Origin of the sequence: Streptomyces subrutilus (assembly GCF_001746425.1) — a bacterium.
GTDB lineage: Bacteria > Actinomycetota > Actinomycetes > Streptomycetales > Streptomycetaceae > Streptomyces > Streptomyces subrutilus_A.
In genome coordinates this window covers 3,153,936-3,180,836 of the sequence record NZ_MEHK01000001.1, presented here as the reverse complement: position 1 = coordinate 3,180,836, position 26,901 = coordinate 3,153,936, and the positions used below count along the sequence as shown (strand labels likewise).

Below are 26,901 nucleotides of genomic sequence, written 5' to 3'. Positions count from 1 at the left end.
GCCGCGGGCCGGTCTCAGCGGGCGTTCAGGACCGTCGCGACGATCGGGCCCGCCGCGTCGCCGCCGTGGCCGCCCGCCTCGACCATGGCGGCCGCGGCCAGGTCGCCGCTGAAGCCCGTGAACCAGCTGTCGGGGCTGCCCGCGCCGTCGACCTCCGCCGAGCCGGTCTTCGCGCCCTTGTCCGTGCCGCCGACCGAGGCCATGGCCTCGCGGCCCGTGCCGCTGGTCGCCGTCAGCTTCATCATCGAGACCAGCTGCTGCTGCACCGAGGGCTTCATGCGGCGCTGCGCCGTCGCGATCGTGCGGCCGTCGAGCTCCGGGGCGACCAGGAGCGGCTGGCGGAAGACGCCCGTGCGGGCGGTCGCCGTGATGGAGGCGACGTTCAGCGGGTTCATGGTGATCTGGCCCTGTCCGATGTACGCGGCGGCCGCCGCCGCGCCCGTCGCCGGCGGGACCTTGCCGTCGGTGGACTTGATGCCCGTCTTCCAGTCCAGCCCGATGCCGAAGACCTCCGTGGCCTCCCTCGGCAGCGCCGAGTCGTCGTCGACCGGCTTGATCTGCTTGATGAAGGCGGTGTTGCAGGACCGGGCGAAGGAGGTCGCGAAGCTGGTGCCGGCCGGCAGCTCGAAGTTCTTCAGGTTGTGGAACGGGCGGCCGCCCCAGGACACCTCCTTCGGGCACTCCGCCGGCTTGTCGGCCGCCACCAGGCCGCGGTCCAGCAGCATCGCTCCCGTCACGATCTTCATCGTGGAGCCGGGCGCCCGGTTGCCCGTCATCGCCGCGTTGTAGCCGTCCTTGCGGTGGTTGGCGACGGCCAGGATGTGCCCGGTGCTCGGCTTGATCGCGACGACCGAGGCCTCGGGGAACCTGGCGACCGCCTGCTCGGCCGCCGCCTGGACCTTCGCGTCCAGGTACGTCTTGAGGACGGCGGGCTCTCCCTCGACCAGGGTCAGCAGGGTCCGCTTCGGCGCGCTCCGGTCCGCCGGCTCGATCCAGACCTCGGCGCCCGACGCGCCGCCCGCCTCGGCCCCGTACGTCTCGCGCAGTTCGGCGAGGACCGGCCGCAGCGAGGGGTACTTCTCCGCGGTCAGCTCCTCGCCGCCCCGGTCGACGGCCTTGACCGGCGGGCTCGCGGGGGTGCCCGCGCGCAGCTTCTCGTCCCTCTGGAGCTGCGGGTGGATCACTGCGGGCTGCCAGTCGACGAGCGGCTTTCCGCTGGTCAGGCCGCGCACCACGGTCAGCTGGGAGTCGTACGCGAAGGGCTTGGTCGTGCCCTCGTACGTGATCTCCGCCTCGACCTTGAACGGCACGGTCGTACCCGTCGCGGGGCCCGGGGTGATCACGGCCTTGGACACGTACGCCTTGGCCTTGTAGTCGCCCACCGCGGTCTGCGCGGCCTGCGCGTTGTTGGTCAGGTCGGCGGCCGCCCGGTCGTCACCGGCGGCCCACGCGGCCAGGAAGGCCTTCGCGGTCGCCGCGGTCTCCTTCTCGGTGACGGGGCCGCTGCCCTTCTCCGATTGGACGGCGGTGTCGCCCTTGGCGGCCCCCTTGCCGTCGTCGCCCGCGTCTCCGACCAGGGCGTAGACCCCGTAGCCGGTGCCGCCGAGCAACGCGAGGAACACCCCGCCGATGATCGCGCCCTTCGCTGCCCCGTTCACTTCTTCGTTCCTCCCCCGGAACCGGCATTCTCTGAACATGTTCAAAGAATCTGTGGGGTCGACCCTACGCCGCGTCGCCGTGCGCATGCGTTCTCGTTACCGGACCGGAACAACGATGGCCGAAAAGGAGCGGAGGAGGGCAACGGGGCGAGGCAGCGGCCCGGCCCAGCCGGTATAGATCGTCCGATGAACCTCGTCCGCACGGTGGAAGCGGCCCGCACCCCCGGGGCCGCCCCGGAACTGGTCTGGTACACCTCCTACGGCTCGAACACGCACCGGGACCGGCTGGCCTGCTACCTCGCCGGAGGCACCCCGGCCGGCGCCGCGCGCAGCTACCCCGGCTGCCGCGACCCCCGCGCGCCCGCCCGCTCCGTGCCGGTCGAGCTGCCGGGGCGGCTGTACTTCGCCACGAAGTCCCCGGTGTGGACGGGCGGCCGGGCCTTCTACGACCCGGCCGAGGCGGGCCTCACCCGGGCGCGCGCCCACCTGGTGACGACCCAGCAGTTCTCCGACATCACCGCCCAGGAGATGTACCGGCAGCCGGGGCCCGACCTCGACCTCGACCTCACCGAGGTGCTGCGCTCGGGACGCGACGAGCGGGGCCCGGGCCGCTACGAGACGCTGATCTGCGCCGGCGTCCTGGAGGGCATTCCCGTACTGACCTTCACCGCCCCCTGGGCCATGCACGACGTGGACTGGGTGAAGCCGTCCGCCGCCTACGTGAGCTACCTGGCGGCGGGCCTGCTGGAGTCCGGCGCCTGGACCGGCCCCTCCATCGCCGGCTACCTCGCCCGCAGCCCCGGAGCCGCCGGCCACTGGAGCCCGGATGAGATCCTGGCCCTCATGACGCCCTGGCACCCGGCCGGCCCGACCCCCTGACCTCCGGACGGCCCCCGCACGACGAGGGCCCCGGCACCACCGCCGGGTGCCGGGGCCTTCGGCCGTGGGGTCGTCAGACCCAGGTGTCCAGCCACATCCTGGCCCGCCAGGAGTCCATTGGCAGGGTCTGGCCCGTGTAGATGGGCCAGAAGTAGATGAAGTTCCACACGATCAGCAGGACCAGGACCCCCGCCCCGATCGCGCCCAGCGTCCGCCGCCGTTCGCTCGATCCGGCCGGGCCCAGCAAAGCGCCGATCATCATCGCCACCGCCAGGCACAGGTACGGGACGAACACCACCGCGTAGAAGAAGAAGATGGTCCGCTCCTGGTAGTTGAACCAGGGCAGCAGGCCCGCGCCCAGCGCGCACGCGATCGCGCCCGCCCGCCAGTCGCGGCGGAAGAACCACCGCCACAGCACGTACAGCAGCGCGAAGCAGCCCGCCCACCACAGCAGCGGGGTGCCCAGCGCCAAGACCTCGCGGGCGCACTTGCCGGCCGCCGTCGCCGGGCAGCCGTCGGTGCCGGGCTCCGGGGACTCGTAGAAATAGGAGACGGGCCGGCCCAGGACCAGCCAGCTCCACGGGTTCGACTCGTAGGTGTGCCCCGAGGTCAGGCCGACGTGGAACGCGTACACCTCGGTCTCGTAGTGCCACAGGCTGCGCAGCCACTCGGGCAGGAACGACAGCGCGCTGCCCTGGTCGTTCTTGGCGGCCCAGTCGCGCAGGTAGCCGCCCTTGCCGTTGTCCGGGCTGAAGATCCAGCCCGACCACGAGGCCACGTACGTCACCACCGCGACCGGGACGGTGGACAGGAACGCGGGCAGCGCGTCGCGGCGCAGCATCGCCGCGTACGGGGCGCCCGCGCCCGCCGTGCGCCGCGCGCCGGCGTCCCACAGGACGGTGAGGACGCCGAAGAAGGCCAGGACGACGAAGCCGTTCCACTTCGTCCCGGCGGCGAGGCCCAGGCAGACCCCCGCCAGGATCCGGTACGGGCGCGCACCCAGCCCCAGCGTCTCGGCGATCCGCACGTCCGGCCGGGTCCGGCCCTCGTCGTCCACCGGGAGCGCGTCCGCGAGCCGGGCGCGGGTCCGGTCCCGGTCGATCAGCAGCGCACCGAAGGCGGCGAGCACGAAGAACATCAGCACCAGGTCGAGCAGCGCGGTGCGGCTCATCACCAGGTGCAGGCCGTCCACCGCGAGCAGCGCCCCCGCCAGGCAGCCCAGGAAGGTCGAGCGGAACAGCCGCCGCCCGATCCGGCAGAGCATCAGCACGGACAGGGTGCCGAGCACGGCGGTCATGAACCGCCAGCCGAAGGGGGTGAGCCCGAACATCCACTCGCCGAGCCCGATGACCCACTTGCCGACGGGCGGGTGCACGACGTAGCCCGGATCCAGCGGGAGGGGGACCGAGCCGGGGTCGGCGAGGATCGACTTGTCGATGTCCTTGGGCCAGCTCGCCTCGTAGCCCTGTTTGATCGTGGCCCAGGCGTCCTTGGCGTAGTACGTCTCGTCGAATATCACCGCCTTCGGGCTGCCCAGGTGCGCGAACCGCAGCACGCCGGCGACGAGCGCCACCAGCAGCGGCCCGACCCACGAGACGATCCGCTGCCAGGTGTCCCACACCCTCGGCGGCAGCCCGAAGGTCATCCACAGCTGCGGGGACGGCTGCGCGTACGGGGGCACCAGGCGGGTGCGCACGTCGCCCTGCCCCGCACCGGCGCGGGGCACGTAGCCGAAGGCGCGCAGGCGGCGCAGCCAGGTGGGCGGCTCATTGTCGCGTCCCGCCGGCGGGGAGGGCGGGGCCCCCGCGGGGCTGGGCGGCGGCGTCGCGGTCTTGGTCACCGGGTCATCGTAGGGAACGGATCTGTGGGAACCCCAGCACCGGGGGCGTCCGGGCGCGGGGCCGGGCGGGGCTGAGAGGATGGGCGGGTGACCACTGACCAGCCCCGCGCCAGCGAGCCCACCTCTCCGGCAGGAGTCCTCGTACTCGCCGGCACCCCCATCGGCGACCTCACGGACGCCCCGCCGCGGCTCGCGGCCGAGCTGGAGCGGGCCGACGTGATCGCCGCCGAGGACACCCGGCGGCTGCGCCGGCTGACCCAGGGCCTCGGCGTGCACACCACCGGGCGCGTCCTGTCGTACTTCGAGGGCAACGAGTCCGCGCGGACCCCCGAGCTGGTCGAGGCGCTGGCCGGCGGGGCCCGCGTGCTGCTGGTGACCGACGCCGGGATGCCCTCGGTGTCGGACCCCGGCTACCGGCTGGTGGCCGCCGCCGTCGAGAAGGACATCAAGGTCACCGCCGTTCCCGGGCCGTCCGCGGTGCTCACCGCGCTGGCCATGTCCGGGCTGCCGGTGGACCGGTTCTGCTTCGAGGGGTTCCTGCCGCGCAAGGCGGGCGAGCGCCTCGGCCGGCTGCGCGAGGTGGAGGCCGAGCGGCGCACGCTCGTCTACTTCGAGGCCCCGCACCGGCTCGACGACACCCTGGCCGCCATGGCCGAGGTCTTCGGCGCCGAGCGCCGTGCCGCCGTGTGCCGCGAGCTGACCAAGACGTACGAGGAGGTCAAGCGCGGCGGGCTCGGCGAGCTGGCCGCCTGGGCGGCCGAGGGCGTGCGCGGGGAGATCACCGTCGTGGTGGAGGGCGCCCCGGCGGCGGCCCCCGGCGATGTGGACGACGAGGAGCTGGTGCGCAGGGTACGGGTGCGGGAGGAGGCGGGGGAGCGGCGCAAGGAGGCCATCGCGGCGGTCGCCGCCGAGGCCGGAGTACCCAAGCGCGAGGTGTTCGACGCGGTCGTCGCGGCAAAGAACGCGGCACAAAAGATGCCGCAAACCGGTAAAGGGCTAACCTGAAAGGCAAAGCTCAGACCGCGCACCGGGCGCTTTGGGCATGAGTCCCCCAAGGACCGTCCAACAACGGACAGGGCCTGATGCGCTCCCGCCCGAAGAGGCGTCCACTGGCAACGGCACCAGTGGAACAAGAGGAGCTGGCATGAGTGAGATCGCTGAGACCCCGGTACCCGCGGCAGCGCCCCGCGCGCCCGCCGGTCCTGCCGTGCAGACCGTGCACGAGGCGTACTCCTTCGCGTGCATGCGGTGCGGGTACGGCTGGGAGCAGGCCTACGACATAGAGCACCACCTGGACGGCAAGGGCGAGCCGTTCATCATGTACAAGGCCGAGGGCGAGCGGGTGCCCTCCCCGCTGTCCAACCCGACCTGCCACAACTGCGGCGGCCACGTGGTCCGGATCATGCGCGCGGGACAGGTCTCCTCGGTGCTCGGCACGCTCGACCAGCTCTACCACCACCGCGTCGCCCCCGGCATCGCCGGGCCCGTCCCGGCGGGCGCGGACGTCCCCCGGACCCGGGGGCCGCACCGGGCGCGCCCCGCGCACGACGCCCCCGGGCCCGTCGCCGTCGACGAGTCCGAGAAGCACCCGGGCCTCCTCTCCCGCCTGCTGGGGATCTTCCGCCGGTCATAAGATCGGCCCCATGAGCACTTCGCCGGCCCCGGCCTCCCGAGCCTCCAAGGACGCACCGCCACCGCTGCCCGAACCCCTCCGGGTGGCGGTGGCGGACTCGCACACCCACCTGGACATGCAGTCCGGCACCGTCGAGGAGGGCCTCGCGAAGGCCGCCTCGGTGGGTGTGGCCGCGGTCGTCCAGGTCGGCTGCGACGTGAAGGGCTCGCGCTGGGCCGCCGAGACGGCCGCCGCGTACGAGAACGTCCACGCGGCCGTGGCCCTGCACCCGAACGAGGCGCCCCGGATCGTGCACGGGGACCCTGAGGGCTGGTCGCGGCAGGGCGCCCGGACCGGCGGCGGACAGGCCGCGCTCGACGAGGCGCTGGCCGAGATCGAGGCCCTGGCCGCGCTGGAGCACGTCAAGGCGGTCGGCGAGACCGGACTGGACTACTTCCGCACCGGGCCGGAGGGCATGGCCGCGCAGGAGCGCTCCTTCCGCGCCCACATCGAGATCGCCAAGCGCCGGGGCAAGGCCCTTGTGATCCACGACCGCGACGCCCACGCGGACGTGCTGCGCGTGCTGCGGGAGGAGGGCGCGCCGGAGCGCACCGTCTTCCACTGCTACTCGGGGGACGCCGACATGGCCCGGGAGTGCGCCGCCGCCGGCTACTACATGTCCTTCGCCGGGACGGTCACCTTCAAGAACGCCGCCCCGCTGCGCGAGGCGCTGGCCGTGGCCCCGCTGGAGCTGGTGCTCGTCGAGACCGACGCCCCGTACCTCACCCCGGCGCCGTACCGCGGACGGCCCAACGCCCCGTACCTCATTCCGCTGACCGTACGGGCGATGGCGGCGGTCCGGGGCATCGGCGAGGACGCGATGGCCACCGCGCTGGCGGCCAACACGGCGCGCGCCTTCGACTACTGACCGCCCCGGCCGGACGACACGCTGTGTGACCGTCCGGCTTTGGTGCGTGACGACTCCTCCGCTAAGGTGCCGTGCCCGAACCAGCGGGTGCCGGAGCAGCAGTGGAGCGAGCGTCGTGAGCGATACGCAGGGCAGTCACCGCCGTGGCGGTCCCGTTCCGGGGGCGTACGGGGATCCGGGGGCCCCGGATCCGGGGGCCGATCCGGGGGTCCCGGGCCCGCGCCGGGCCGGGCGCCGCCGGGCCCGCCAGGGCGGACAGCCGGGCGGATGGGCCGACCCCGAGGCGCCGACGGTGTCCGCCGTGTCCGCCACGCTGCCGCTGACCCCCGTCGCCGGGTTCGCGCCCGATGCGGTCGGTGGTGTCGGTGCCGTCGGGGCCGGGTCGGGGCGCCGCCGGGCACCCGCCCCCGCCCCGGTCGCCCTGCTGCCGGCGCCCGCGGCCGCGCCGGGACCCGCGCCGGGACCCGCCCCGGGATGCGTGCCGGTACCGGGGCCCGGGCCCGGCACCGGCAGACGCCGCCGCACCGCCCCCGCCGAGCCCCCGCCGGCCAGTTGGCGGCGGATGGTGCCGCAGGCCCTGGTCGTCGCCTTCCTCGCCGGCGGCACCACCGCCTTCGTCGCCGCCGACAAGGCGGTACGGCTCACCGTCGACGGCGTCCCGCGCACCCTGCACACCTTCGCCGACGACGTCGACGAACTACTGGCCTCCGAAGGGCTCGCCCTCGGCCCCCACGACCTCGTGGCCCCCGGCCCCGGCGAACACCTCGACGACGGCGAACAGGTCGTCGTCCGCTACGGCCGCCCCCTGAGCCTCACCCTCGACGGCCTGCAGCGCCAGGTGTGGACCACCGCCCGCACCGTCGAAGGCGCACTGCGCCAGTTCGGCATCCGCGCCGAGGGCGCCTACCTCTCGGCGCCGCGCACCGCCCCCGTGCCGCGCGCCGGAATGGCCCTCAGCGTCCGCACCGAACGCAGCGTCACCTTCATGGCCGACGGCCGCGAACGCACCGTCCGCACCAACGCCGCCACCGTCCAGGAGGCCCTCGACCAGGCCGGCATCACCCTGAACGGCCAGGACACCACCTCCGTGCCGCCCACCGCCTTCCCGCGCGACGGCCTGACCATCACCGTGCTGCGCATCACCGGCACCCGCGAGGTCCGCGAGGAGCGCATCCCGTACGAGACGGAGCGGGTCAAGGACGGCACCCTCTTCGCCGGCACCGAGGTCGTGGAACGCGCCGGGCGGTCCGGGGCCCGCCGGGTCACCTACAGCCTGCGCACCGTCAACGGGGTCCGCCAAAAGCCCCGCCGCATCGCGGACGAGACCGTCCGCGAGCCCGTCACCCAGCGCGTCAGGGTCGGCACGAAGCCGCTGCCGACCTCCGTGTCCGGCGCCGACGGCCTCAACTGGGCGGCCCTCGCCCAGTGCGAATCGGGCGGGCGCCCCTCGGCCACCGACCCCTCGGGGACGTACGGCGGCCTCTACCAGTTCGACGTACGGACCTGGCAGGGCCTCGGCGGCAGCGGCCGCCCGCAGGACGCCCCGGCCTCGGAGCAGACGTACCGGGCGAAGAAGCTCTACGTGCAGCGGGGGGCGAGTCCGTGGCCGCACTGCGGCCGTAGGCTTAGCGGGTGAGCACCGCAGAGCAGCAGCCCAACGACCACCCTTCTGACGCCCTTCTCGGACCGGCCGACATCCGGGAGCTGGCCGCCGCACTCGGTGTGCGCCCGACCAAGCAGAAGGGTCAGAACTTCGTCATCGACGCCAACACGGTGCGCCGGATCGTGCGCACCGCCGAGGTGCGGCCGGACGACGTGGTCGTCGAGGTCGGCCCCGGCCTGGGCTCGCTGACGCTCGCGCTGCTGGAGGCCGCCGACCGGGTCACGGCCGTCGAGATCGACGACATCCTCGCGGCGGCGCTGCCCGCCACCATCGAGGCGCGGATGCCCGGGCGCAAGGACCGCTTCGCGCTGGTCCACTCCGACGCGATGCTGGTGACCGAGCTGCCCGGCCCGGCGCCGACCGCGCTCGTGGCGAACCTGCCGTACAACGTGGCCGTGCCCGTCCTGCTGACCATGCTCGACCGGTTCCCCACCATCGAGCGGACCCTGGTGATGGTGCAGGCGGAGGTCGCCGACCGGCTCGCCGCCGAACCCGGCAACAAGGTCTACGGGGTGCCCTCCGTCAAGGCCAACTGGTACGCGCACGTCAAGCGCGCCGGGTCCATCGGCCGCAAGGTCTTCTGGCCGGCGCCGAACGTCGACTCCGGGCTCGTCTCGCTGGTGCGGCGGGCGGAGCCGATCAAGACGACCGCCTCGAAGGCGGAGGTCTTCGCGGTCGTGGACGCGGCCTTCGCGCAGCGCCGCAAGACGCTGCGCGCCGCGCTGGCCGGCTGGGCCGGGTCCGCGGCCGGGGCCGAGGCGGCGCTGGTCGCCGCCGGGGTCTCGCCGCAGGCGCGCGGGGAGTCGCTGACGGTGGAGGAGTTCGCCGCGATCGCCGAGCACAAGCCCGAGGCGCAGAGGCCCGCGCTGTGAGCGTGACCGTACGAGTGCCCGCGAAGGTCAACGTCCAGCTGGCGGTGGGCGCGGCCCGCCCCGACGGCTTCCACGACCTCGCCAACGTCTTCCTCGCCGTCTCGCTGTTCGACGAGGTCACGGCGACCGCGGCCGACGAGCTGACCGTGACCTGCGCCGGCCCGGACGCCGACCAGGTGCCCCTGGACCGCACGAACCTCGCGGCGCGCGCCGCCGGGATCCTGGCGGAGCGGGCCAAAATCGCCCCGGCGGTCCACCTGCACATCGCGAAGAGCATCCCCGTCGCGGGCGGTATGGCGGGCGGCAGCGCGGACGGGGCGGCGGCCCTGCTGGCCTGCGACGCCCTGTGGGGCCTGGACACGCCGCGCGCCGAACTGCTCGACATCTGCGCGGAGCTGGGCAGCGACGTGCCGTTCAGCCTGGTCGGCGGGGCGGCGCTCGGGACGGGGCGCGGGGAGCTGCTGACCCCCGTGGAGGCGGGTGCGTTCCACTGGGTGTTCGCGGTGGCCGACGGCGGGCTGTCCACGCCGGCCGTGTTCCGGGAGTTCGACCGGCTCACGGCCGGTACGAGGATCCCGGAGCCCGAGGCCTCGCCGGCCCTGCTGGCGGCCCTGGCTTCGGGGGACCCGGACGCGCTGGCCCCTGCCCTGGCCAATGGCCTCCAGGCGGCGGCGCTCTCGCTGCGGCCCGCGCTGGCGAAGACCCTGGCGGCCGGCACCGAGGCCGGTGCGCTGGCCGCGCTGGTGTCCGGCTCCGGCCCGACGACGGCCTTCCTCGTCCGGGACGAGGAGGCCGCGGCGAAGGTGGCCGCCGCCCTCGAAGCCTCGGGCACCTGCCGCGCCACCCGCGTGGCCGCCAGCCCGGCCCCGGGCGCCACGATCCTGCCGTCCTGACCCCGCCCCGCCGCAGCCGGGGCCCAGCCCCCGGACCCCCGCGCCGCAAACGCCGGCGGGGCTGAGGAACCTGGGGCTCCGCCCCAGACCCCGCGCCTCAAACGGCGGCGGGGCTGGGTTGTGCCCGGGCGGGGCCGGGCTGTGCGGGTGGGCCGGGTGGTGCCAAGGGGCGGGGCTCGCCCTGCGGCATCCAGCCGCACCGGGCGGGCGGCAGGAGCCGACGTCCAGCCCCGCCGGCGTTTGAGGCGCGGGTCCGGGCGCAGCCCGGCGGGGTCTGGGGCGGAGCCCCGGGAGCGGCGGGGCGGAGGGAATGGGACGGGGCCCGGGCCGGGAACGGTGGCCGTACTCAGGCGGAGTTGAGTACGTGAACCCTGTCGGCGGGCCCGGCCGGGCGGCGAGCCTGAGCCCATGACAGCCAGCGCACGCGACACGGCCGCGGCCACCCCCGCCTCCCGGGACCGGTACGTCGACCTCCTGCGGGTCGCCTCGCTCGGGGTCGTCGTGCTCGGGCACTGGCTGATGGCCGCCGTCAGCGGCGACGGCGTGGGGAACCTGCTCGCCGGCCGCGATCGGCATGGCACTGGGCGGCTGGCTCCTCGTGGAACGGTCCGGCCCGGCCCGGAGGGTTAGGCTGAGGGGCTGATCCACACCCTTTCTCTGGAGCGCGTCTGATGGCCGTCAATCTGGTCAATGTCGAGGCAGTCAGCAAGGTGTACGGCACACGTACCCTGCTCGACGGCATCTCCCTCGGCGTGTCCGAGGGAGACCGGATCGGTGTGGTCGGCCGCAACGGCGACGGGAAGACCACCCTGATCCGGATGCTCGCGAAGCTGGAGGAGCCCGACAGCGGCCGGGTCACCCAGTCCGGCGGCCTGCGCATGGGCGTGCTCACCCAGCACGACTCCCTCGACCCCGCGGCCACCATCCGCCACGAGATCATCCGGGACATGGCCGACCACGAGTGGGCCGGCAACTCCAAGATCCGCGACGTCCTGACCGGCCTGTTCGGCGGCCTCGACCTGCCCGGCTTCGGGCAGGGCCTCGACACCGTCATCGGCCCGCTCTCCGGCGGCGAGCGCCGCCGCATCGCGCTCGCCAAGCTGCTCATCGCCGACCAGGACCTCCTCGTCCTGGACGAGCCCACCAACCACCTCGACGTCGAGGGCATCTCCTGGCTGGCCCGGCACCTCCAGGACCGCCGCTCCGCCCTGGTCTGCGTCACCCACGACCGCTGGTTCCTGGACCAGGTCTGCACCCGCATGTGGGACGTGCAGCGCGGTGAGGTGCACGAGTACGAGGGCGGCTACAGCGACTACGTCTTCGCCCGTGCCGAGCGCGAGCGCATCGCCGCCACCGAGGAGCAGAAGCGGCAGAACCTCATGCGCAAGGAGCTGGCCTGGCTGCGCCGCGGCGCCCCCGCCCGGACCTCCAAGCCCCGCTACCGCATCGAGGCGGCCAACGAGCTGATCGCCGACGTGCCGCCGCCGCGCGACCGGTCCGAGCTGATGCGCTTCGCCAACGCCCGCCTGGGCAAGACCGTGTTCGAGATGGAGGACGTGACCGTCCAGGCCGGCCCGAAGACCCTCCTCAAGCACCTCACCTGGCACCTGGGCCCCGGCGACCGCATCGGCCTCGTCGGCGTCAACGGCGCCGGCAAGACCTCCCTGCTGCGCGCCCTCGCCGAGGCCGCCCGCACCCAGGGCGAGGTCCAGCCCGCCGCGGGCAAGGTCTCGGTCGGCAAGACCGTCAGGCTGGCCTACCTCTCCCAGGAGGTCGGCGAACTCGACCCGTCCCTGCGCGTACTGGAGGCCGTCCAGCGCGTCCGCGACCGCGTGGACCTCGGCCAGGGCCGCGAGATGACCGCGGGCCAGCTGTGCGAGCAGTTCGGCTTCACCAAGGAGAAGCAGTGGACGCCGGTCGGCGACCTCTCCGGCGGTGAGCGGCGCCGGCTGCAGATCCTGCGCCTGCTGATGGACGAGCCCAACGTCCTCTTCCTCGACGAGCCCACCAACGACCTCGACATCGAGACCCTGACCCAGCTCGAGGACCTCCTCGACGGCTGGCCCGGATCGATGATCGTGATCTCCCACGACCGGTTCTTCATCGAGCGCACCACCGACACCGTGATGGCGCTGCTCGGCGACGCGAGCCTGCGGATGCTGCCGCGCGGTCTGGACGAGTACCTGGAACGGCGCCGGCGGATGATCGAGGAGGCCGCCCCGGCGCCCGCCCCGGCCGCCGCGGCCGCGGCGAAGCCCGTCTCCTCCGGGGACTCCAGGGCCGCGAAGAAGGAGCTCCAGAAGATCGAGCGGCAGCTCAACAAGCTCTCCGACCGCGAGAGCAATCTGCACGCGCAGATCGCCGAGAACTCCACCGACTACGACAAGGTGGCCAAGCTCGACGCCGAACTGCGGGAACTGCTCTCGGAGCGCGACGACTTGGAGATGCGCTGGCTGGAGCTGGCCGAGGAGGCGTAGCTCCGGCCGCCGCGCCCGCGCGGGCCCGCCGGGCGCCCGCGCGGCAACTGGCCGGATAACGACGTCATCACGGGCCGGTCCGTCCTTGGGAACAGGGGGCGGACCGGCCCGGCATAAGGCCTGCGTGAGTGATAGAAAGGTCATCTTCCCCGACCCCTGACCCCGAAGGTACGCGCTGATGACCGAGCCGCCCCAGCCGCCGAACCAGCCGCCGACACCTTCCGGTTACGGACACCTGCCCGGCCCGCCGCAGTCGGGTTACGGCCAGCCGCCGCAGGGCGCGAACCCGTACGCCCAGCAGCCGCCGACCGTCCAGCAGCAGCCGCCGACCGTCCCCGGCTACGGCTACCCGCCGCCGCCCCCGGGCGCGCCCGCGATGCCGGCGGGCGCTCCCGGCACGCCGCCCCCGCCCAAGAAGAAGACGACCGTCCTGATCGCCGCGGCGGTCGCGGGCGTCCTCGTCGTGGGCGCCGGCACGTACTTCGCCTTCTTCCGGGGCGACGACAAGGACCCGAAGCCGCCCGTCGCGCAGCAGTCCGCCCCGCCCGACGCCAAGCCCTCCGGCTCCCCTTCCGCCGACAAGGGGGACGGCAGCGGCAACGGCGGCTCGGAGGCCGACCTCAACTCCGGCCGCAAGCAGGGCGAGGACAAGGTCCTCTGGCTCAAGACCGCCAAGATCGACGGCCCGGGCGCCGGAGTGAAGACCGACGGCCAGTGGGTCGTGGGCGACACCGTCGTCAAGACCGTGGACAAGGCCGTCACCGCCTACGCCGTCGCCGACGGCAAGGAGAAGTGGACGCTCACCCTTCCCGCCGGGATCTGCGCCGTCACGCGCCAGACCACCGCCGACGGCAAGACCGTCGTCATGCACCGGGACGGCGACTCGGACAGCGCCAACTGCAACCAGATGCGGCTGATCGACCTCAAGGCGGGCAAGGAGGGCTGGTCGAAGGAGGTGCCCAAGGAGGGCGCCTTCGACCTCTTCGTCGACCCCAGCCTGGCCATCACCGGGGACACCGTCACCGTCAGCCGCCTCACCCGCGCCACCGCCTTCAAGCTCAGCACCGGCGACAAGCTCTTCGCCAGCCCGTCCGAGGGCTGCATGCCCGGCGCCTATCCCGCGGGCAACGGCAAGATGCTCGGGATCGCCACCTGCCACGACGCCGACAGCACCGTCGAGGTCCAGGACGCCGACCCGGTCACCGGCAAGAGCACCTGGTCCTACCGGCTGCCCAAGGGCTGGAGGGTCAACCGGGTCTTCTCGCTCGACCCGATCGTCCTCGACCTCGGCAACCGGGAGACCAAGGAGCGCTCCATCGTGGTCCTGGGCCCCGACGGCAAGCAGCGCGCCACCGTCACCGGCGAGGGCAAGTTCTCCACCCGGTGCGGGACGAACCACGACGACTCCCTGCAGAGCTGCGCCACCACCGTCGTCGACTCGGGCACCCTCTACATGCCCACGACCACCGACATCGGCACCGCCAACGAGATCGTCGCCTTCGACCTGGGCACGGGCAAGGCCAAGTGGCGCGTCCCCGCGGGGGACAAGCGCGTCATCGTGCCGCTCAGGGCCGAGAACGGCCAGCTGATCGCCTACCGCAAGGCGGAGTTCGGCATGGGCGGCGAGGTCCTCACGATCCCGGCGGGCGGCGGCACGCCCACCGCGGTGCTGCGCCACCCGTCCGGCCCGGCCTCGGAGGTGGAGAGCACCTTCTTCGCCCCGGTGGTCGACTACGCGGACGGGCGGTTCTTCATCTCCACCGTCCGTCTGCTCGCCCAGGGCAAGGACGAGAAGCTCCTGATGGTCTTCGGCAAGTGAACGCGTCCACCGAGCCGCCCAGCGAGAGGCAGTAGCAACCCATGAGTACCCCGCCGCCCCCCAGCCAGCCGCCCTCCGGCGGCTTCGGAGCGCCGCAGGACCCCCCGCCCGCGCAGCCGCCCGGGCCTCCCGCGCCGCCGCAGCAGCCGCCGACGCAGCCCGCGTACGGGTACCCGCAGCAGCCCGAACCGGGCTACGGCTACCCGCAGCAGCCCGGTACGCCCCCGCCCTTCGGGCCGCCCACCACGCCCATGTACAGCCCCCAGCCCCCGGCCGGCGGCGCGGGCGGCGGCGGCAACGACGTGCGCACCCAGCTGATGATCGTCGGCGCGGCCCTGCTGGCCATCGTCCTCATCGTCGGCGGCGGCTTCTGGTACGTCTCCGGCGACGGCGACGGCAGGAACGACACCGCGGACGGCGGCCCCGCCAAGCCGGGCGACGACAAGTCCCAGCCCGGCGCGGGCGGCACCGAGAAGGTGCCCGCCAACACCAAGTCGAAGGTGCTGCTCAACCAGCCGAGCCCGACGCCGGACGAGATGGTCCAGGTCCCCGGCTCCTGGCTGACCGACACCACCTACGTGAAGTCCGACGTGTACAAGATCGTCGGCTACAACCTCGTCGACGGCGGCAAGAAGTGGGAGGTGCCCCTCCCCGGTGAACTGTGCGGCGCCACCCCGCACGTCACCGACAAGAAGTCGGCCGTGCTCTTCAGGCCCGCCAAGCCCACGCCCGAGGCCAAGTACCCGCCGTGCACCGAGGTCGCCGTCATCGACCTGGAGGCCGGCAAGCTGGTGTGGACCGGCAACGCCAAGAGCGCCACCAGCGGCGACAAGCCCGTGTCCTACTACGAGGTCACCCTCAGCGGGCAGACGGTCGCCGCGGGCGGCTCCTCGGGCGGCGCCGCCTGGAACCTCGCCGACGGCAAGTCGCTGTGGCTGCCCAAGACGGACGGCGAAGGCTGCCGCGACGCGGGCTACGCGGGCGGCGAGGCCCTCGCGGTCATCCGCAAGTGCGGCCAGAGCTCCACCCCGACGCTCTACGCACAGGTCCTCGACCCGGCGACCGGCGCCCCGCAGTCCTCGTACAAGCTCTCCGCGGGCATCGACTACGCCAGCATCGTCTCCACCAAGCCCCTGATCGTCGCCGCCGACGTCGGCAAGACCGCCAAGAACGCCACCGGCGTCAGCGACCTCTTCGTCGTCGACCCGGCCGGCCAGCTGAAGGCGCGCATCTCGCTGTCCTCCGGCAACTTCGGCGGCGAGTGCAAGACCGAGGTCGAGCGCTGCTTCGGCTTCGTCGTCGGCAACGGCAAGCTCTACCTGCCCTCGTACGAGCACCAGGGCCAGGACCCCTACGGCAAGACCAACGAGCTGCTCTCCTTCGACCTGGAGACCGGCAAGCAGACCAACGAGGCCGCCCCCGCGGGCGAGCGGTACAAGCTGTTCCCGCTGCGCATGGACGGGTCGAACATCATCGCCTACAAGGAGCCCCCGTACGACAAGGGCGGCCAGATCGTCAGCATCGACGGCAAGACGATGAAGGAAACCGTCCTGATGGAGAACCCATCGGACAAGACGACCCAGCGCATCGAGACGGCCTACTCGCCCGACCACCACGAGTACCGCTACCACAACGGCAAGCTGTTCCTCGCCCGTACGACGGTGAAGAAGCCCCACTCCTCCACCTCGGACCCGGAGTACATCTTCTCCTCCTTCACCGCGAGCTGACCGGCCCGCGACAGGCAAGCCCCCGGAAGGTCCGCCTTCCGGGGGCTTCTGCGCGGTTACCCCCGCGCACCGTCGAACAAGCGTGTAGCTTGCCGGGGCAGAAGGGTCGGGGGTGGGTCACGCAATGGGCGTACGGGTCGTGGTGGTCGACGAGCACCGGCTGCTGGCCGAGGCGCTCGCCTCGGCCCTGAAACTGCGCGGTCACCGCGTGCTCGCCGCCGCCGCACCGGCCGCGGGAGCCGCCGAACTGGTCATCAGCCGCGCCCCGGAGGTCTGCCTCCTCGGCACCGCCGCCCCCGCCGAGCCCGGGGTGTTCGAACCCGTCGTCCGGATCAAGCGCGAACGCCCCCAGATCGCCGTGGTCGTCCTCGGCCCGGTGCCCAGCCCGCGCGGGATCGCGGCCGCCTTCGCCGCGGGCGCCTCGGGGTACGTACGCCACGACGAGCGGATCGAAGGCGTGGAGCGGGCGCTGGCCAAGGCCCGGGCGGGCGAGGTGGCGATCGCCCCGCAGCTGCTGCAGGGCGCGTTCGCGGAGCTGCTCAACCCCGCCGCCCAGCCCGACGACGAGGGCAGCCGGCTGCTGCGGCTGCTCACGCCGCGCGAGGTGGAGGTGCTGGTCCGGGTCGCGGAGGGCGAGGACACCCGGCTGATCGCCGCCGGCATGGCCATCGCGCCGAGCACCGCCCGTACGCATGTCCAGCGGGTGCTGATGAAGCTGGGCGTGGGATCGCGGCTGGAGGCGGCCGCGCTGGCCGCGCGGACCGGCCTGCTCGACCGGGCGGCGCCGTCGGGGTCGGGCCAGACGGTAGTTTGACGGCACGACCCAGCACGCGCGCGCACCCGCGTGTGCTCCCCCGCGAGAGGCAGTAGGCGAGTGAGCAAGACGGCGATGCACAAATACCTGGTGACCGGCGGCGCCGGATACGTCGGCAGCGTGGTCGCGGCCCACCTGCTGGAGGCGGGCCACGAGGTCACCGTCCTCGACGACCTCAGCACCGGCTTCCGCGAGGGCGTGCCGGCGGGCGCCGCCTTCATCGAGGGCCGGATCCAGGACGCGGCCCGCCACCTGGACTCCTCCTACGACGCGGTGCTGCACTTCGCGGCCTCCTCGCAGGTCGGCGAGTCCGTGGTGAACCCGGGCAAGTACTGGGAGAACAACGTCGGCGGCACCCTCGCCCTGCTCGCGGCGATGCGCGGGGCGGGCGTGCGCAAGCTGGTGTTCTCCTCCACCGCCGCCACCTACGGGGAGCCGGCGGAGGGCCTGCTGACCGAGGCGTCCGTGACCGCGCCGACCAACCCGTACGGGGCGTCGAAGCTGGCCGTGGACCACATGATCGCGGGGGAGTGCGTGGCGCACGGCCTGGCCGCGGTGTCCCTGCGGTACTTCAACGTGGCCGGGGCGTACGGGGAGTTCGGCGAGCGGCACAGCCCCGAGACCCACCTGATCCCGCTGGTCCTCCAGGTGGCGCTGGGCGCACGCGAGTCGATCTCGGTGTTCGGCGAGGACTACCCGACCCCCGACGGCACCTGCGTGCGCGACTACATCCACGTCGCGGACCTGGCAGAGGCCCACCTGGCCGCGCTGGAGGCGGCCGCCGCCGGGGAGCACCTGATCTGCAACCTGGGCAACGGCAGCGGGTTCTCCGTCCGCGAGGTCGTCGAGACGGTCCGCAAGGTCACCGGCCACGAGATCCCCGAAGTCGTCGCCCCGCGCCGGGCCGGCGATCCGGCGGCGCTGGTCGCCTCGGCCAGGACGGCGCACGAGCGGCTGGGCTGGACCCCGAGCCGCTCGGACCTCACCGGCATCATCACGGACGCGTGGAACTTCGCGCGGACGCACACCTCCTGAACCGTGCGCACCTCCTGAACCCTCCTGAACACGCTCTTCCCGCGCGCCCCCCGCACCCTGCCGGTGCGGGGGGCGCGCGTACGTCCGCGGTGCGCTGTGCGCGGGCGCTGTGCGCGGGCGCCCGGCGTGCACACGCCGGGTGAATTGCACATCGTGCAACTGCCCGTGGCACGCGCCGGTCCGGGGGCCGCCGTCCGGACCTTCGGCATCGGCGAAATCAAGCCACCGCAAAGGCCCTTCGGGACGGCCGTGCCGGAAAATCCAGGGGAAAACTTCTGCTATTCGGCCAACCGTGAGCCGCACCGCGCCCTACGCTGATGCGTGACACCGGTGGGGGCCGGTGTGGATTCAGGGGTCGAGACAAGTCGGGTACGGCGTCCGGTCCGGGGTAGTGCAGAGGTGTCACGGCGGCGGCCGAGGCGTCTGCGGATCACCCGGTCCGGGCGCCGTGCCCGCCGTCGTCCGTTCCCCGACCCTTGGGGGTTTTGTGGTTCGTATCCGGGTTCTCGTGGTCGACGATCACCGCATCTTCGCCGAGTCGCTCGCCGCCGCGCTCGCGGCCGAGCCGGACGTGGACGTGTCCGCGGCCGGCAGCGGCCCCGCCGCGCTGCGCTGCCTCGAACGGGCGGTGGCCGAGGGCCGCCGCTTCGACGTCATGCTGGTCGACGCCGACCTCGGCGCCGTCGCCGGGAGCGTGCCCGGCCAGCGGGAGCCGGGCTCCGGGTCGGGGCCGCCGCCCGCCTCGGACGGGATCGCGCTGGTCGCGGGCGTGCGCGTGTCCCACCCCGGGGTGCGCTCGGTCGTCCTCGCCGAGCGGGACGATCCCCGGCGGGCGGCCCTCGCGCTGCAGGCGGGGGCTTGTGGCTGGGTGGCGAAGGACTGCTCGCTCTCGCGGCTGCTGGCCGTGATCCGGGGCGTCCTGCGGGAGGAGACGCACCTGCCGCCCGCGCTGCTGACCGGAGTCCTCCGCGAGCTGACCGCCGCCCGCAAGCACCGTACGGACAGCGAACGGCTCGTCGAGTCGCTCACCCCGCGCGAGCACGAGGTGCTGCGCTGCATGGTGGCGGGGCTGGGCCGCAAGGACGTGGCGGCGCGGCTGTTCCTGTCTCCGCACACCGTCCGCACGCACATGCAGAACGTGCTGGGCAAGCTCGGTGTGCACTCCACGCTCGCTGCGGTGGCACTGGCCCGGCGGGCCGGCGTACGGCCTGCCGACCTAGCCGGGGATGTTGTCGAACGGAGCGGTCAACTGGCGTAGCAGCGCGGCGAGATCGCCGCGCTGTGCGCGCGAGAGCTGGGCCAGGATCGCCCGCTCCTGGGCCAGCAGGCCGGCGAGGGCCTGGTCGGCACGGTCGCGGCCCTCGGGGGTCAGCCGCACGAGGACCCCCCGGCGGTCGCTGGGGTCGGGCAGCCGCTCGACGAGGCCCTTCTTGGCGAGCCGGTCGATCCGGTTGGTCATGGTCCCGGAGGTGACCAGGGTTTGGGTCAACAGCTGGCCGGGCGAGAGCTGGTAGGGTGCGCCGGCCCGGCGCAGGGAGGTGAGGACGTCGAACTCCCACGGCTCCAGGCCGTGCTCGGAGAAGGCGAGCCGGCGGGCGCGGTCGAGGTGCCGGGCGAGCCGGCTGACGCGGCTGAGCACCTCGAGCGGTTCCACGTCGAGGTCAGGGCGCTCCCGCCGCCACGCCGCTACAAGTCGGTCGACCTCGTCCTCCATGCCGATCAGTGTAAGGGGTCTGTCGATGTGAAGTCTCTTCACGCCATGCATCTTGATATCAAGTATCTTGACGACAAGATATAAATGCGGCGACCATGGGGCATGGAGGGGGCCGGAACTGATTCCGCTTCCGACCGCCCCGCCAGCAGGGAGGCTCGAACATGTATTCCGATACCGCACAGGCCAGGATCCCCACGCCCACCGCGCCCACCGCACCCTCCGCACCTACCTGGGACCCCCAGCAGTACCTCCGGCACGCCGGCCATCGCGCACGCCCCTTCCTTGACATGCTGACCCGCATACCCGAGCTCCCCACCCGGCCCGCCCGCATCGCCGACCTCGGCTGCGGCCCCGGCAACGTCACCACCCTGCTCACCGACCGCTGGCCCGAGGCCCGCGTCACCGGCTTCGACCTCTCCCCCGAGATGCTCCACCGCGCCACCGAGGAGTACGCCGGCCCCACCGCCGGCGGCGGCAGCCTCGACTTCCGCCACGGGGACCTCGCCACCTGGCTTCCCGAAGAGCCCTACGACCTGATCGTCTCGAACGCCGCCCTCCAGTGGGTGCCCAGCCACCCCGGCTCCTTCGCCGCCTGGATCAACGGCCTGCGCCCCGGCGGCACCTTCGCCTTCCAGATCCCCGCCAACTTCACCGCCCCCAGCCACGCGCTGCTCGCCGAACTCTGCGACGCCCCGCGCTGGCGGGCCCGGCTCGCCGGACACGGCGCCCGCTACATCCACTTGCTCGAACCCGCCGAATACCTCGCCCGGTTCACCGAACTCGGCTGCGCCGTGGACGTCTGGACGACCACCTACCACCAGCTGCTCCAAGGCCCCGACCCGGTGCTCGACTGGGTCAAGGGCACCGCCCTGCGGCCCGTCCTCACCGCCCTGGGCGACGACCGGGACGCCGTGGACGCCTTCCTCACCGAATACCGCGACCGGCTGCGCGAGGCCTATCCGGCCGGCCCGCGCGGCACCGTCTTCCCCTTCCGCCGGATCTTCGCCGTCGCCCGCAAGGAGGCCTGACCATGCCGACCGCAGCCGACGGCCTGCGACTCGCCGCGCCGCCCGGGCCGCGGGACCACGAGCGCCGGGATCGGACGGGTCCGGCCCGCCGAACCCGCCGGTGCGACCAGGACGGGTGCCTCCCGGCCCGGACCGGAAGAGAACATCCGGCCCGCCATTGCACGGGCAGCGGGCGGGCGCTCCTCGGCCGGGACCGCTGACCGGGCGGCCGCTGCCACACGCACGACGGCGCCCCGCCACCAAAGATCCGGTGGCGGGGCGCTGTCCTGCCGTGGGCGGGCGGGGGCTCAGCTCTTGCGGCGGCCCACCAGTTGCGGTTTCGACTCCAGGCCGTCCAGCCCGTGCCAGGCCAGGTTCACCAGGTGCGCGGCGACCTCCGCCTTCTCCGGGCGGCGGACGTCCAGCCACCACTGGCCGGTCAGGGCCACCATTCCGACCAGCGCCTGGGCGTACAGCGGGGCCAGCTTCGGGTCGAAGCCGCGCGACTTGAACTCCAGGCCCAGGATGTCCTCGACCTGCGTGGCGATGTCACTGATCAGCGAGGCGAAAGTGCCGGTGGACTGGGCGACCGGGGAATCGCGTACGAGGATCCGGAAGCCGTCCGTGTAGGACTCGATGTAGTCCAGCAGCGCGAACGCCGCCTGCTCCAGCAGCTCCCGCGGATGCCCGGCCGTCAGCGCGCCCGTCACCCCGTCCAGCAGCTGGCGCATCTCCCGGTCCACGACGACCGCGTACAGGCCCTCCTTGCCGCCGAAGTGCTCGTACACCACCGGCTTGGACACCCCGGCCTTCGCCGCGATCTCCTCCACCGACGTGCCCTCGAAGCCCTTCTCCGCGAACAGGGCCCGGCCGATGTCCAGCAGCTGCTGGCGCCGCTCCGCGCCCGTCATCCGCACCCGGCGGCCGCGCCCGGCCTTGTCGCTGCTGGAATTACCGCCGTCGTTCGCCACACCTCCCATCATGCCGCGTTCGGCTCGGTTTCCCTGCGTCGGGCTTCGATGCGGTCGGCGGAGGGCCAGCGCACGTCCGTGGCCCAGCCCAGCTGCTCGAACCAGCGGATCAGCCGGGCACTGGAGTCGACCTGGCCGCGCAGCACCCCGTGGCGGGCCGAGGTCGGGTCCGCGTGGTGCAGGTTGTGCCAGGACTCACCGCAGGACAGCACCGCCAGCCACCAGACGTTGCCCGAGCGGTCACGCGACTTGAACGGCCGCTTGCCCACCGCGTGGCAGATCGAGTTGATCGACCACGTGACGTGGTGCAGCAGCGCGACGCGCACCAGCGAACCCCAGAAGAACGCCGTGAACGCGCCCCACCACGACATCGTGACCAGACCGCCCACCAGCGGCGGGATCGCCAGCGAGAACATCGTCCAGAAGACGAAGTCGCGCGAGATCCGCCGGATCGCCGGGTCCTTGATCAGGTCGGGGGCGTACTTCTGCTGGTCGGTCTGCTCCTCGTCGAAGAGCCAGCCGACGTGCGCCCACCACAGGCCCTTCATCAGGGCCGGCACCGTCTCGCCGAACCGCCACGGCGAATGCGGGTCGCCCTCGTGGTCCGAGTACTTGTGGTGCTTGCGGTGGTCCGCCACCCAGCGCACCAGCGGGCCCTCCACCGCCATCGAGCCCATCACGGCGAGGACGATCCGCAGCGGCCGCTTCGCCTTGAAGGAGCCGTGCGTGAAGTAGCGGTGGAAACCGATGGTGATCCCGTGGCAGGCCAGGAAGTACATGAAGACCATCAGGCCGAGGTCGAGCCAGCTCACCCCCCAGCCCCAGGCCAGCGGCACCGCCGCCAGCAGCGCCAGGAAGGGAACGGTGATGAACAGCAGAAGGGCGATCTGCTCGATGGACCGCTTGTTCTCGCCGCCCAGTGTCGCGGACGGCTCAGAGGTGTCGGAGGACGCGGAGGCGCCCTTGATCAGATCGGGACTGGTGGTCATGGAGGTCCCCTGGGGAGTGAGAGTGTCGGCAGGCTCCCTGGCTACGGACCTACGGATCCGTAACCTACGGCATCGTAAGTATGGCAAAACCGGAACCCGCGGCAACAGGAGCGCGGCCGGGGACCGTGGCGCGGGCGCCATGGCCTCCGCCGGCTACCGCCGGAAGGGGGCAACGAGCCGCCTGATGAGACGTCTGCCCAGGCACGCGCCCCGGACACCTATCCTGTTCTCGTCGGACAGCGCGGTCCGCACGGGCAGCCCGAGCTGCGCATCAGGACCGGCATCGCCGTGCGCGGTCGGGAGCCCACCGCCCAGTAGCGCTCGAACACTGCAAGGAGCCGCACCTGTGAGCAGTGCTGACCAGGCCCCCCTGGCCACCCAGCCGGCCGCCCCCGTCACCCCGGCCGCCACCGCCAACGCAGAATTGCGCGCGGACATCCGCCGGCTCGGTGACCTCCTCGGCGAGACCCTCGTACGCCAGGAAGGCCAGGGCCTCCTCGACCTCGTCGAACAAGTGCGCGCACTGACGCGCACCGACGGCGAAGCCGCCGCCGCCCTGCTCGGCGACACCGACCTGGAGACGGCCGCCAAGCTGGTGCGCGCCTTCTCCACCTACTTCCACCTCGCCAACGTCACCGAGCAGGTGCACCGGGGCAAGGAGCTGCGCGCCCACCGCGCGGCCGAGGGCGGGCTCCTCGCCCGCACCGCCGACATGCTCAAGGACGCCGACCCCGAGCACCTGCGCGAGACGGTCAAGAACCTCAACGTCCGCCCCGTCTTCACCGCACACCCCACCGAGGCGGCCCGCCGCAGCGTCCTCAACAAGCTGCGCCGCATCGCCGCCCTGCTGGAGGAGCCCGTCACCGGCGCCGGCGACCGCCGCCGCCACGACCTGCGGCTCGCCGAGAACATCGACCTCGTCTGGCAGACCGACGAGCTGCGCGTGGTCCGCCCCGAGCCCGCCGACGAGGCCCGCAACGCCATCTACTACCTCGACGAGCTGCACGCCGGCGCGGTCGGCGACGTCCTCGAGGACCTGGCCGCCGAACTCCAGCGCGTCGGCGTCGAGCTCCCCGCCGGGACCCGCCCGCTCACCTTCGGCACCTGGATCGGCGGCGACCGCGACGGCAACCCCAACGTCACCCCCGACGTCACCCGCGACGTGCTGATCCTCCAGCACGAGCACGGCATCACCGACGCCCTCGAACTCATCGACTTCCTGCGCGGCCTGCTGTCGAACTCCATCCGCTACACCGGCGCCACCGAGGAACTCCTCGCCTCCCTCCAGGCCGACCTGGAACGCCTCCCCGAGATCAGCCCGCGCTACAAGCGGCTGAACGCCGAGGAGCCCTACCGCCTCAAGGCCACCTGCATCCGCCAGAAGCTCGTCAACACCCGCACGCGCCTGGCCAAGGGCACCCCCCACGAGGAAGGCCGCGACTACCTCGGCACCTCCGAGCTCCTCACCGACCTCACCCTCATCCAGACCTCCCTGCGCGAACACCGCGGCGCCCTCTTCGCCGACGGCCGCATGGACCGCACCATCCGCACCCTCGCCGCCTTCGGCCTCCAGCTCGCCACCATGGACGTACGCGAGCACGCGGACGCCCACCACCACGCCCTCGGCCAGCTCTTCGACCGGCTCGGCGAGGAGTCCTGGCGCTACGCCGACATGCCCCGCGACTACCGCCGCAAGCTGCTCGCCAAGGAACTGCGCTCCCGCCGACCGCTGGCGCCCACCCCGGCCCCGCTCGACGCCGCCGGCCACAAGACCCTCGGCGTCTTCCTCGCCATCAAGGACGCCTTCGAGAAGTTCGGCCCCGAGGTCATCGAGTCCTACATCATCTCGATGTGCCAGGGCGCCGACGACGTGTTCGCCGCCGCCGTCCTCGCCCGCGAGGCCGGCCTCGTCGACCTGCACAGCGGCTGGGCCAAGATCGGCATCGTCCCGCTCCTGGAGACCACCGACGAGCTGCGCGCCGCCGACGTCATCCTCGACGAGATGCTCGCCGACCCGTCCTACCGGCGCCTGGTCTCACTGCGCGGCGACGTCCAGGAGGTCATGCTCGGCTACTCCGACTCCTCCAAGTTCGGCGGCATCACCACCTCCCAGTGGGAGATCCACCGCGCCCAGCGCCGACTGCGCGACGTCGCCCACCGCTACGGGGTCAGGCTGCGCCTCTTCCACGGCCGCGGCGGCACCGTCGGCCGCGGCGGCGGCCCCTCCCACGACGCGATCCTCGCCCAGCCCTGGGGCACCCTGGAGGGCGAGATCAAGGTCACCGAGCAGGGCGAGGTCATCTCCGACAAGTACCTCGTGCCGTCACTGGCCCGGGAGAACCTCGAACTGACCGTCGCGGCCACCCTGCAGGCCTCCGCCCTGCACACCGCGCCCCGCCAGTCCGACGAGGCCCTCGCCCGCTGGGACGCGGCCATGGACACCGTCTCGGACGCCGCCCACGGCGCCTACCGGGCGCTCGTAGAGGACCCGGACCTGCCCGCGTACTTCTTCGCCGCCACCCCGGTCGACCAGCTCGCCGACCTGCACCTGGGCTCCCGCCCCTCGCGCCGCCCCGACTCCGGCGCCGGCCTCGACGGCCTGCGCGCCATCCCCTGGGTGTTCGGCTGGACCCAGTCGCGCCAGATCGTCCCCGGCTGGTACGGAGTCGGATCGGGCCTGAAGGCCCTGCGCGAGGCCGGCCAGGAGGACGTACTCACCGAGATGGGCAAGCGCTGGCACTTCTTCCGCAACTTCCTGTCCAACGTCGAGATGACGCTGGCCAAGACCGACCTGCGGATCGCCCGACACTACGTCGACACCCTCGTACCCGACCACCTCAAGCACGTCTTCGCCCGCATCGAGGCCGAGCACGAGCTGACGGTCCGCGAGGTCCTGCGCATCACCGGCGGTGAAAAGCTCCTGGACTCCCACCCGGTACTCCAGCAGACCTTCGCCGTCCGCGACGCCTACCTGGACCCCATCTCCTACCTCCAGGTCTCCCTGCTGGCCCGCCAGCGCGCCGCGGCCGCCCGCGGCGAGGAACCGGACCCGCTGCTCGGCCGCGCCCTGCTGCTCACCGTCAACGGTGTGGCCGCCGGCCTGCGCAACACCGGCTGAGCCCGCGCCCCCGCCCCGGCCCCGGGCACGCGGAGGCCCCCGCGACGCACGACGTCTCGGGGGCCTCTGCGTACGGCAGCAGCGGCTACTGCGCCCGGCGGCGGCGCATCACCAGGAAGCCGCCCGCGGCGACCAGAGCGACGGCCAGCGCGGAAACCAGGGCCACCGGCAGGTCGGACCCCGTCTTGGCCAGGTCACCGCCGGGCGCCGGAGCCGGCGAGCTCTGCGCGGCGCTCGGCGTGCCCGACGGCGTACCGCTCGCGCTCCGGGTCGGTGTCACCGAACCGGAGGCGGAGGCCGACGTGGACGGCGTCGTCGACGGCGAACCCGAAGTCGTGCCCGACGGCGTCCCGGACGGCGTCTTCGAGGCAGAGGCCGAAGCGCTCTGCGACGGGCTCGGGGTCGCGGTCGCCGGACAGGTGTGCGACAGGTTGAACCACTCCAGCCGCCCGCCCTTCACCTCGGCGACGGCAGAAGTGAGCTTGGCGCCCGGCGCGGAGGCCACGTAGGCGTGGTTGTCGTTCGGCGGGCCGAAGGACGTGATCACCTGCCGGCCGCCCGGCTCGAACGTCACCGTCAGCTTCACGAACGAGATCTCGTTCGGGCTGCCCGGCGCGATGAAGTGCCAGCCGTCCTGGGTCGCCGGTATGTCGGCGCACTTGGGCTCCGGCTTCCCGAAGGAATCCGCCGTGATCGGGACAGGCTGGTGCAGCGGAATGGTGTACGCGTCGGTCGCGAAGGCGGGAGCCGTACCGGCGGCGACGAGCAGGGAGGACGCGGCGACGGCAAAAGCCGCCCGGCTGATCCTGGAAAAGGCCATGGAGGTACCTCTGACACTGATGAGGAGGAAGAGCCGTGGGGGGCGGCGCTCAGCTTCGTGACAGG

General features: G+C 73.0%; 21 protein-coding genes and 1 pseudogene. 16 read left to right on the top strand and 6 right to left on the bottom strand.

Annotated features, from left to right (window positions below; all coding sequences use genetic code 11):
* Nucleotides 1-14: 14 nt before the first annotated feature.
* Nucleotides 15-1,658 carry a penicillin-binding transpeptidase domain-containing protein gene (locus BGK67_RS15255; protein ID WP_107488813.1) on the bottom strand — a complete coding sequence of 548 codons (1,644 nt, stop codon included), beginning with the start codon at nucleotides 1,656-1,658 and terminating at the stop codon, nucleotides 15-17.
* A gap of 186 nt (nucleotides 1,659-1,844) precedes the next feature.
* On the opposite strand from BGK67_RS15255, the gene BGK67_RS15250 reads away from it, so the two are divergent.
* Nucleotides 1,845-2,537, top strand: coding sequence for a histone deacetylase (locus BGK67_RS15250; protein ID WP_069920605.1), 693 nt, complete (start codon nucleotides 1,845-1,847; stop codon nucleotides 2,535-2,537).
* Nucleotides 2,538-2,610: 73 nt separating this feature from the next.
* On the opposite strand, the gene BGK67_RS15245 is transcribed toward BGK67_RS15250, so the two are convergent.
* On the bottom strand, nucleotides 2,611-4,377 hold the full coding sequence (locus tag BGK67_RS15245) for a dolichyl-phosphate-mannose--protein mannosyltransferase (protein ID WP_069920604.1): 1,767 nt from the start codon (nucleotides 4,375-4,377) through the stop codon (nucleotides 2,611-2,613).
* 87 nt (nucleotides 4,378-4,464) lie between these two features.
* On the opposite strand from BGK67_RS15245, the gene rsmI reads away from it, so the two are divergent.
* The 13 genes and pseudogenes from rsmI (at nucleotide 4,465) to BGK67_RS15180 (ending at nucleotide 19,475) form a co-directional block, all read left to right on the top strand.
* A complete protein-coding gene (gene rsmI, locus BGK67_RS15240) occupies nucleotides 4,465-5,382 on the top strand; it encodes a 16S rRNA (cytidine(1402)-2'-O)-methyltransferase (protein ID WP_069920603.1) in 918 nt (305 codons plus the stop codon).
* A gap of 139 nt (nucleotides 5,383-5,521) precedes the next feature.
* Nucleotides 5,522-6,010 (top strand): hypothetical protein, encoded by a 489-nt coding sequence (locus BGK67_RS15235; protein WP_107488812.1) that lies wholly within the window; start codon nucleotides 5,522-5,524, stop codon nucleotides 6,008-6,010.
* Nucleotides 6,011-6,020: 10 nt separating this feature from the next.
* A complete protein-coding gene (locus BGK67_RS15230; RefSeq protein WP_069920602.1) occupies nucleotides 6,021-6,917 on the top strand; it encodes a TatD family hydrolase in 897 nt (298 codons plus the stop codon).
* A gap of 421 nt (nucleotides 6,918-7,338) precedes the next feature.
* Nucleotides 7,339-8,553: a resuscitation-promoting factor gene (locus BGK67_RS15225; protein WP_069923873.1), complete on the top strand. Its 1,215-nt coding sequence runs from the start codon at nucleotides 7,339-7,341 to the stop codon at nucleotides 8,551-8,553.
* Nucleotides 8,550-9,452 carry a 16S rRNA (adenine(1518)-N(6)/adenine(1519)-N(6))-dimethyltransferase RsmA gene (gene rsmA, locus BGK67_RS15220; protein WP_069920601.1) on the top strand — a complete coding sequence of 301 codons (903 nt, stop codon included), beginning with the start codon at nucleotides 8,550-8,552 and terminating at the stop codon, nucleotides 9,450-9,452. The genes BGK67_RS15225 and rsmA overlap by 4 nt, the downstream gene beginning before the upstream one ends.
* Entirely contained in the window at nucleotides 9,449-10,345 is an 897-nt protein-coding gene (locus tag BGK67_RS15215; RefSeq protein WP_069920600.1) for a 4-(cytidine 5'-diphospho)-2-C-methyl-D-erythritol kinase, read from the top strand. The genes rsmA and BGK67_RS15215 overlap by 4 nt, the downstream gene beginning before the upstream one ends.
* A 408-nt stretch (nucleotides 10,346-10,753) precedes the next feature.
* A pseudogene (locus tag BGK67_RS15210) lies at nucleotides 10,754-10,906 on the top strand (acyltransferase family protein); the annotation flags it as partial.
* A gap of 110 nt (nucleotides 10,907-11,016) precedes the next feature.
* A complete protein-coding gene (locus BGK67_RS15205; RefSeq protein WP_069920598.1) occupies nucleotides 11,017-12,822 on the top strand; it encodes an ABC-F family ATP-binding cassette domain-containing protein in 1,806 nt (601 codons plus the stop codon).
* A gap of 178 nt (nucleotides 12,823-13,000) precedes the next feature.
* Nucleotides 13,001-14,641, top strand: a complete 1,641-nt coding sequence (locus tag BGK67_RS15200) for an outer membrane protein assembly factor BamB family protein (protein ID WP_069920597.1) — start codon at nucleotides 13,001-13,003, stop codon at nucleotides 14,639-14,641.
* 41 nt (nucleotides 14,642-14,682) lie between these two features.
* The gene (locus tag BGK67_RS15195) at nucleotides 14,683-16,368 is read left to right on the top strand and encodes an outer membrane protein assembly factor BamB family protein (RefSeq protein WP_069920596.1); all 1,686 of its coding nucleotides are present in this window, start codon (nucleotides 14,683-14,685) and stop codon (nucleotides 16,366-16,368) included.
* 124 nt (nucleotides 16,369-16,492) lie between these two features.
* A complete protein-coding gene (locus BGK67_RS15190; protein ID WP_069920595.1) occupies nucleotides 16,493-17,182 on the top strand; it encodes a response regulator transcription factor in 690 nt (229 codons plus the stop codon).
* A gap of 75 nt (nucleotides 17,183-17,257) precedes the next feature.
* Nucleotides 17,258-18,217 (top strand): UDP-glucose 4-epimerase GalE, encoded by a 960-nt coding sequence (galE, locus tag BGK67_RS15185; RefSeq protein WP_069920594.1) that lies wholly within the window; start codon nucleotides 17,258-17,260, stop codon nucleotides 18,215-18,217.
* A gap of 487 nt (nucleotides 18,218-18,704) precedes the next feature.
* Nucleotides 18,705-19,475 (top strand): response regulator transcription factor, encoded by a 771-nt coding sequence (locus BGK67_RS15180; protein WP_069920593.1) that lies wholly within the window; start codon nucleotides 18,705-18,707, stop codon nucleotides 19,473-19,475.
* Here the strand turns inward: BGK67_RS15180 and tamR are convergent.
* Nucleotides 19,434-19,931: a MarR family transcriptional regulator TamR gene (tamR, locus tag BGK67_RS15175; RefSeq protein WP_069920592.1), complete on the bottom strand. Its 498-nt coding sequence runs from the start codon at nucleotides 19,929-19,931 to the stop codon at nucleotides 19,434-19,436. The genes BGK67_RS15180 and tamR overlap by 42 nt on opposite strands.
* Before the next feature lie 161 nt (nucleotides 19,932-20,092).
* Between tamR and BGK67_RS15170 the strand changes: the two genes are divergently transcribed.
* On the top strand, nucleotides 20,093-20,959 hold the full coding sequence (locus tag BGK67_RS15170; protein ID WP_069920591.1) for a trans-aconitate 2-methyltransferase: 867 nt from the start codon (nucleotides 20,093-20,095) through the stop codon (nucleotides 20,957-20,959).
* A 287-nt stretch (nucleotides 20,960-21,246) separates the two neighbouring features.
* On the opposite strand, the gene BGK67_RS15165 is transcribed toward BGK67_RS15170, so the two are convergent.
* Both BGK67_RS15165 and BGK67_RS15160 read right to left on the bottom strand, forming a co-directional pair.
* Nucleotides 21,247-21,918, bottom strand: a complete 672-nt coding sequence (locus BGK67_RS15165) for a TetR/AcrR family transcriptional regulator (RefSeq protein WP_079154196.1) — start codon at nucleotides 21,916-21,918, stop codon at nucleotides 21,247-21,249.
* Nucleotides 21,918-22,898, bottom strand: a complete 981-nt coding sequence (locus BGK67_RS15160; protein ID WP_069920589.1) for an acyl-CoA desaturase — start codon at nucleotides 22,896-22,898, stop codon at nucleotides 21,918-21,920. The genes BGK67_RS15165 and BGK67_RS15160 overlap by 1 nt, the downstream gene beginning before the upstream one ends.
* Nucleotides 22,899-23,244: 346 nt before the next feature.
* Between BGK67_RS15160 and ppc the strand changes: the two genes are divergently transcribed.
* Nucleotides 23,245-26,016 (top strand): phosphoenolpyruvate carboxylase, encoded by a 2,772-nt coding sequence (gene ppc / locus BGK67_RS15155; protein ID WP_432215453.1) that lies wholly within the window; start codon nucleotides 23,245-23,247, stop codon nucleotides 26,014-26,016.
* A gap of 85 nt (nucleotides 26,017-26,101) precedes the next feature.
* On the opposite strand, the gene BGK67_RS15150 is transcribed toward ppc, so the two are convergent.
* A complete protein-coding gene (locus BGK67_RS15150; RefSeq protein ID WP_069920588.1) occupies nucleotides 26,102-26,836 on the bottom strand; it encodes an LPXTG cell wall anchor domain-containing protein in 735 nt (244 codons plus the stop codon).
* Nucleotides 26,837-26,901: the final 65 nt, after the last annotated feature.

What these genes read in the sequence shown, in the direction of transcription:
- BGK67_RS15250 (WP_069920605.1), top strand. Translation starts at nt 1,845, where the DNA reads ATGAACCTCGTCCGCACGGTGGAAGCGGCCCGCACCCCCGGGGCCGCC.
- BGK67_RS15235 (WP_107488812.1), top strand. Translation starts at nt 5,522, where the DNA reads ATGAGTGAGATCGCTGAGACCCCGGTACCCGCGGCAGCGCCCCGCGCG.
- BGK67_RS15230 (WP_069920602.1), top strand. Translation starts at nt 6,021, where the DNA reads ATGAGCACTTCGCCGGCCCCGGCCTCCCGAGCCTCCAAGGACGCACCG.
- BGK67_RS15205 (WP_069920598.1), top strand. Translation starts at nt 11,017, where the DNA reads ATGGCCGTCAATCTGGTCAATGTCGAGGCAGTCAGCAAGGTGTACGGC.
- BGK67_RS15200 (WP_069920597.1), top strand. Translation starts at nt 13,001, where the DNA reads ATGACCGAGCCGCCCCAGCCGCCGAACCAGCCGCCGACACCTTCCGGT.
- BGK67_RS15195 (WP_069920596.1), top strand. Translation starts at nt 14,683, where the DNA reads ATGAGTACCCCGCCGCCCCCCAGCCAGCCGCCCTCCGGCGGCTTCGGA.
- BGK67_RS15190 (WP_069920595.1), top strand. Translation starts at nt 16,493, where the DNA reads ATGGGCGTACGGGTCGTGGTGGTCGACGAGCACCGGCTGCTGGCCGAG.
- galE (WP_069920594.1), top strand. Translation starts at nt 17,258, where the DNA reads ATGCACAAATACCTGGTGACCGGCGGCGCCGGATACGTCGGCAGCGTG.
- tamR (WP_069920592.1), bottom strand. Translation starts at nt 19,931, where the DNA reads ATGGAGGACGAGGTCGACCGACTTGTAGCGGCGTGGCGGCGGGAGCGC.
- BGK67_RS15170 (WP_069920591.1), top strand. Translation starts at nt 20,093, where the DNA reads ATGTATTCCGATACCGCACAGGCCAGGATCCCCACGCCCACCGCGCCC.
- BGK67_RS15165 (WP_079154196.1), bottom strand. Translation starts at nt 21,918, where the DNA reads ATGGGAGGTGTGGCGAACGACGGCGGTAATTCCAGCAGCGACAAGGCC.
- BGK67_RS15160 (WP_069920589.1), bottom strand. Translation starts at nt 22,898, where the DNA reads ATGACCACCAGTCCCGATCTGATCAAGGGCGCCTCCGCGTCCTCCGAC.
- BGK67_RS15150 (WP_069920588.1), bottom strand. Translation starts at nt 26,836, where the DNA reads ATGGCCTTTTCCAGGATCAGCCGGGCGGCTTTTGCCGTCGCCGCGTCC.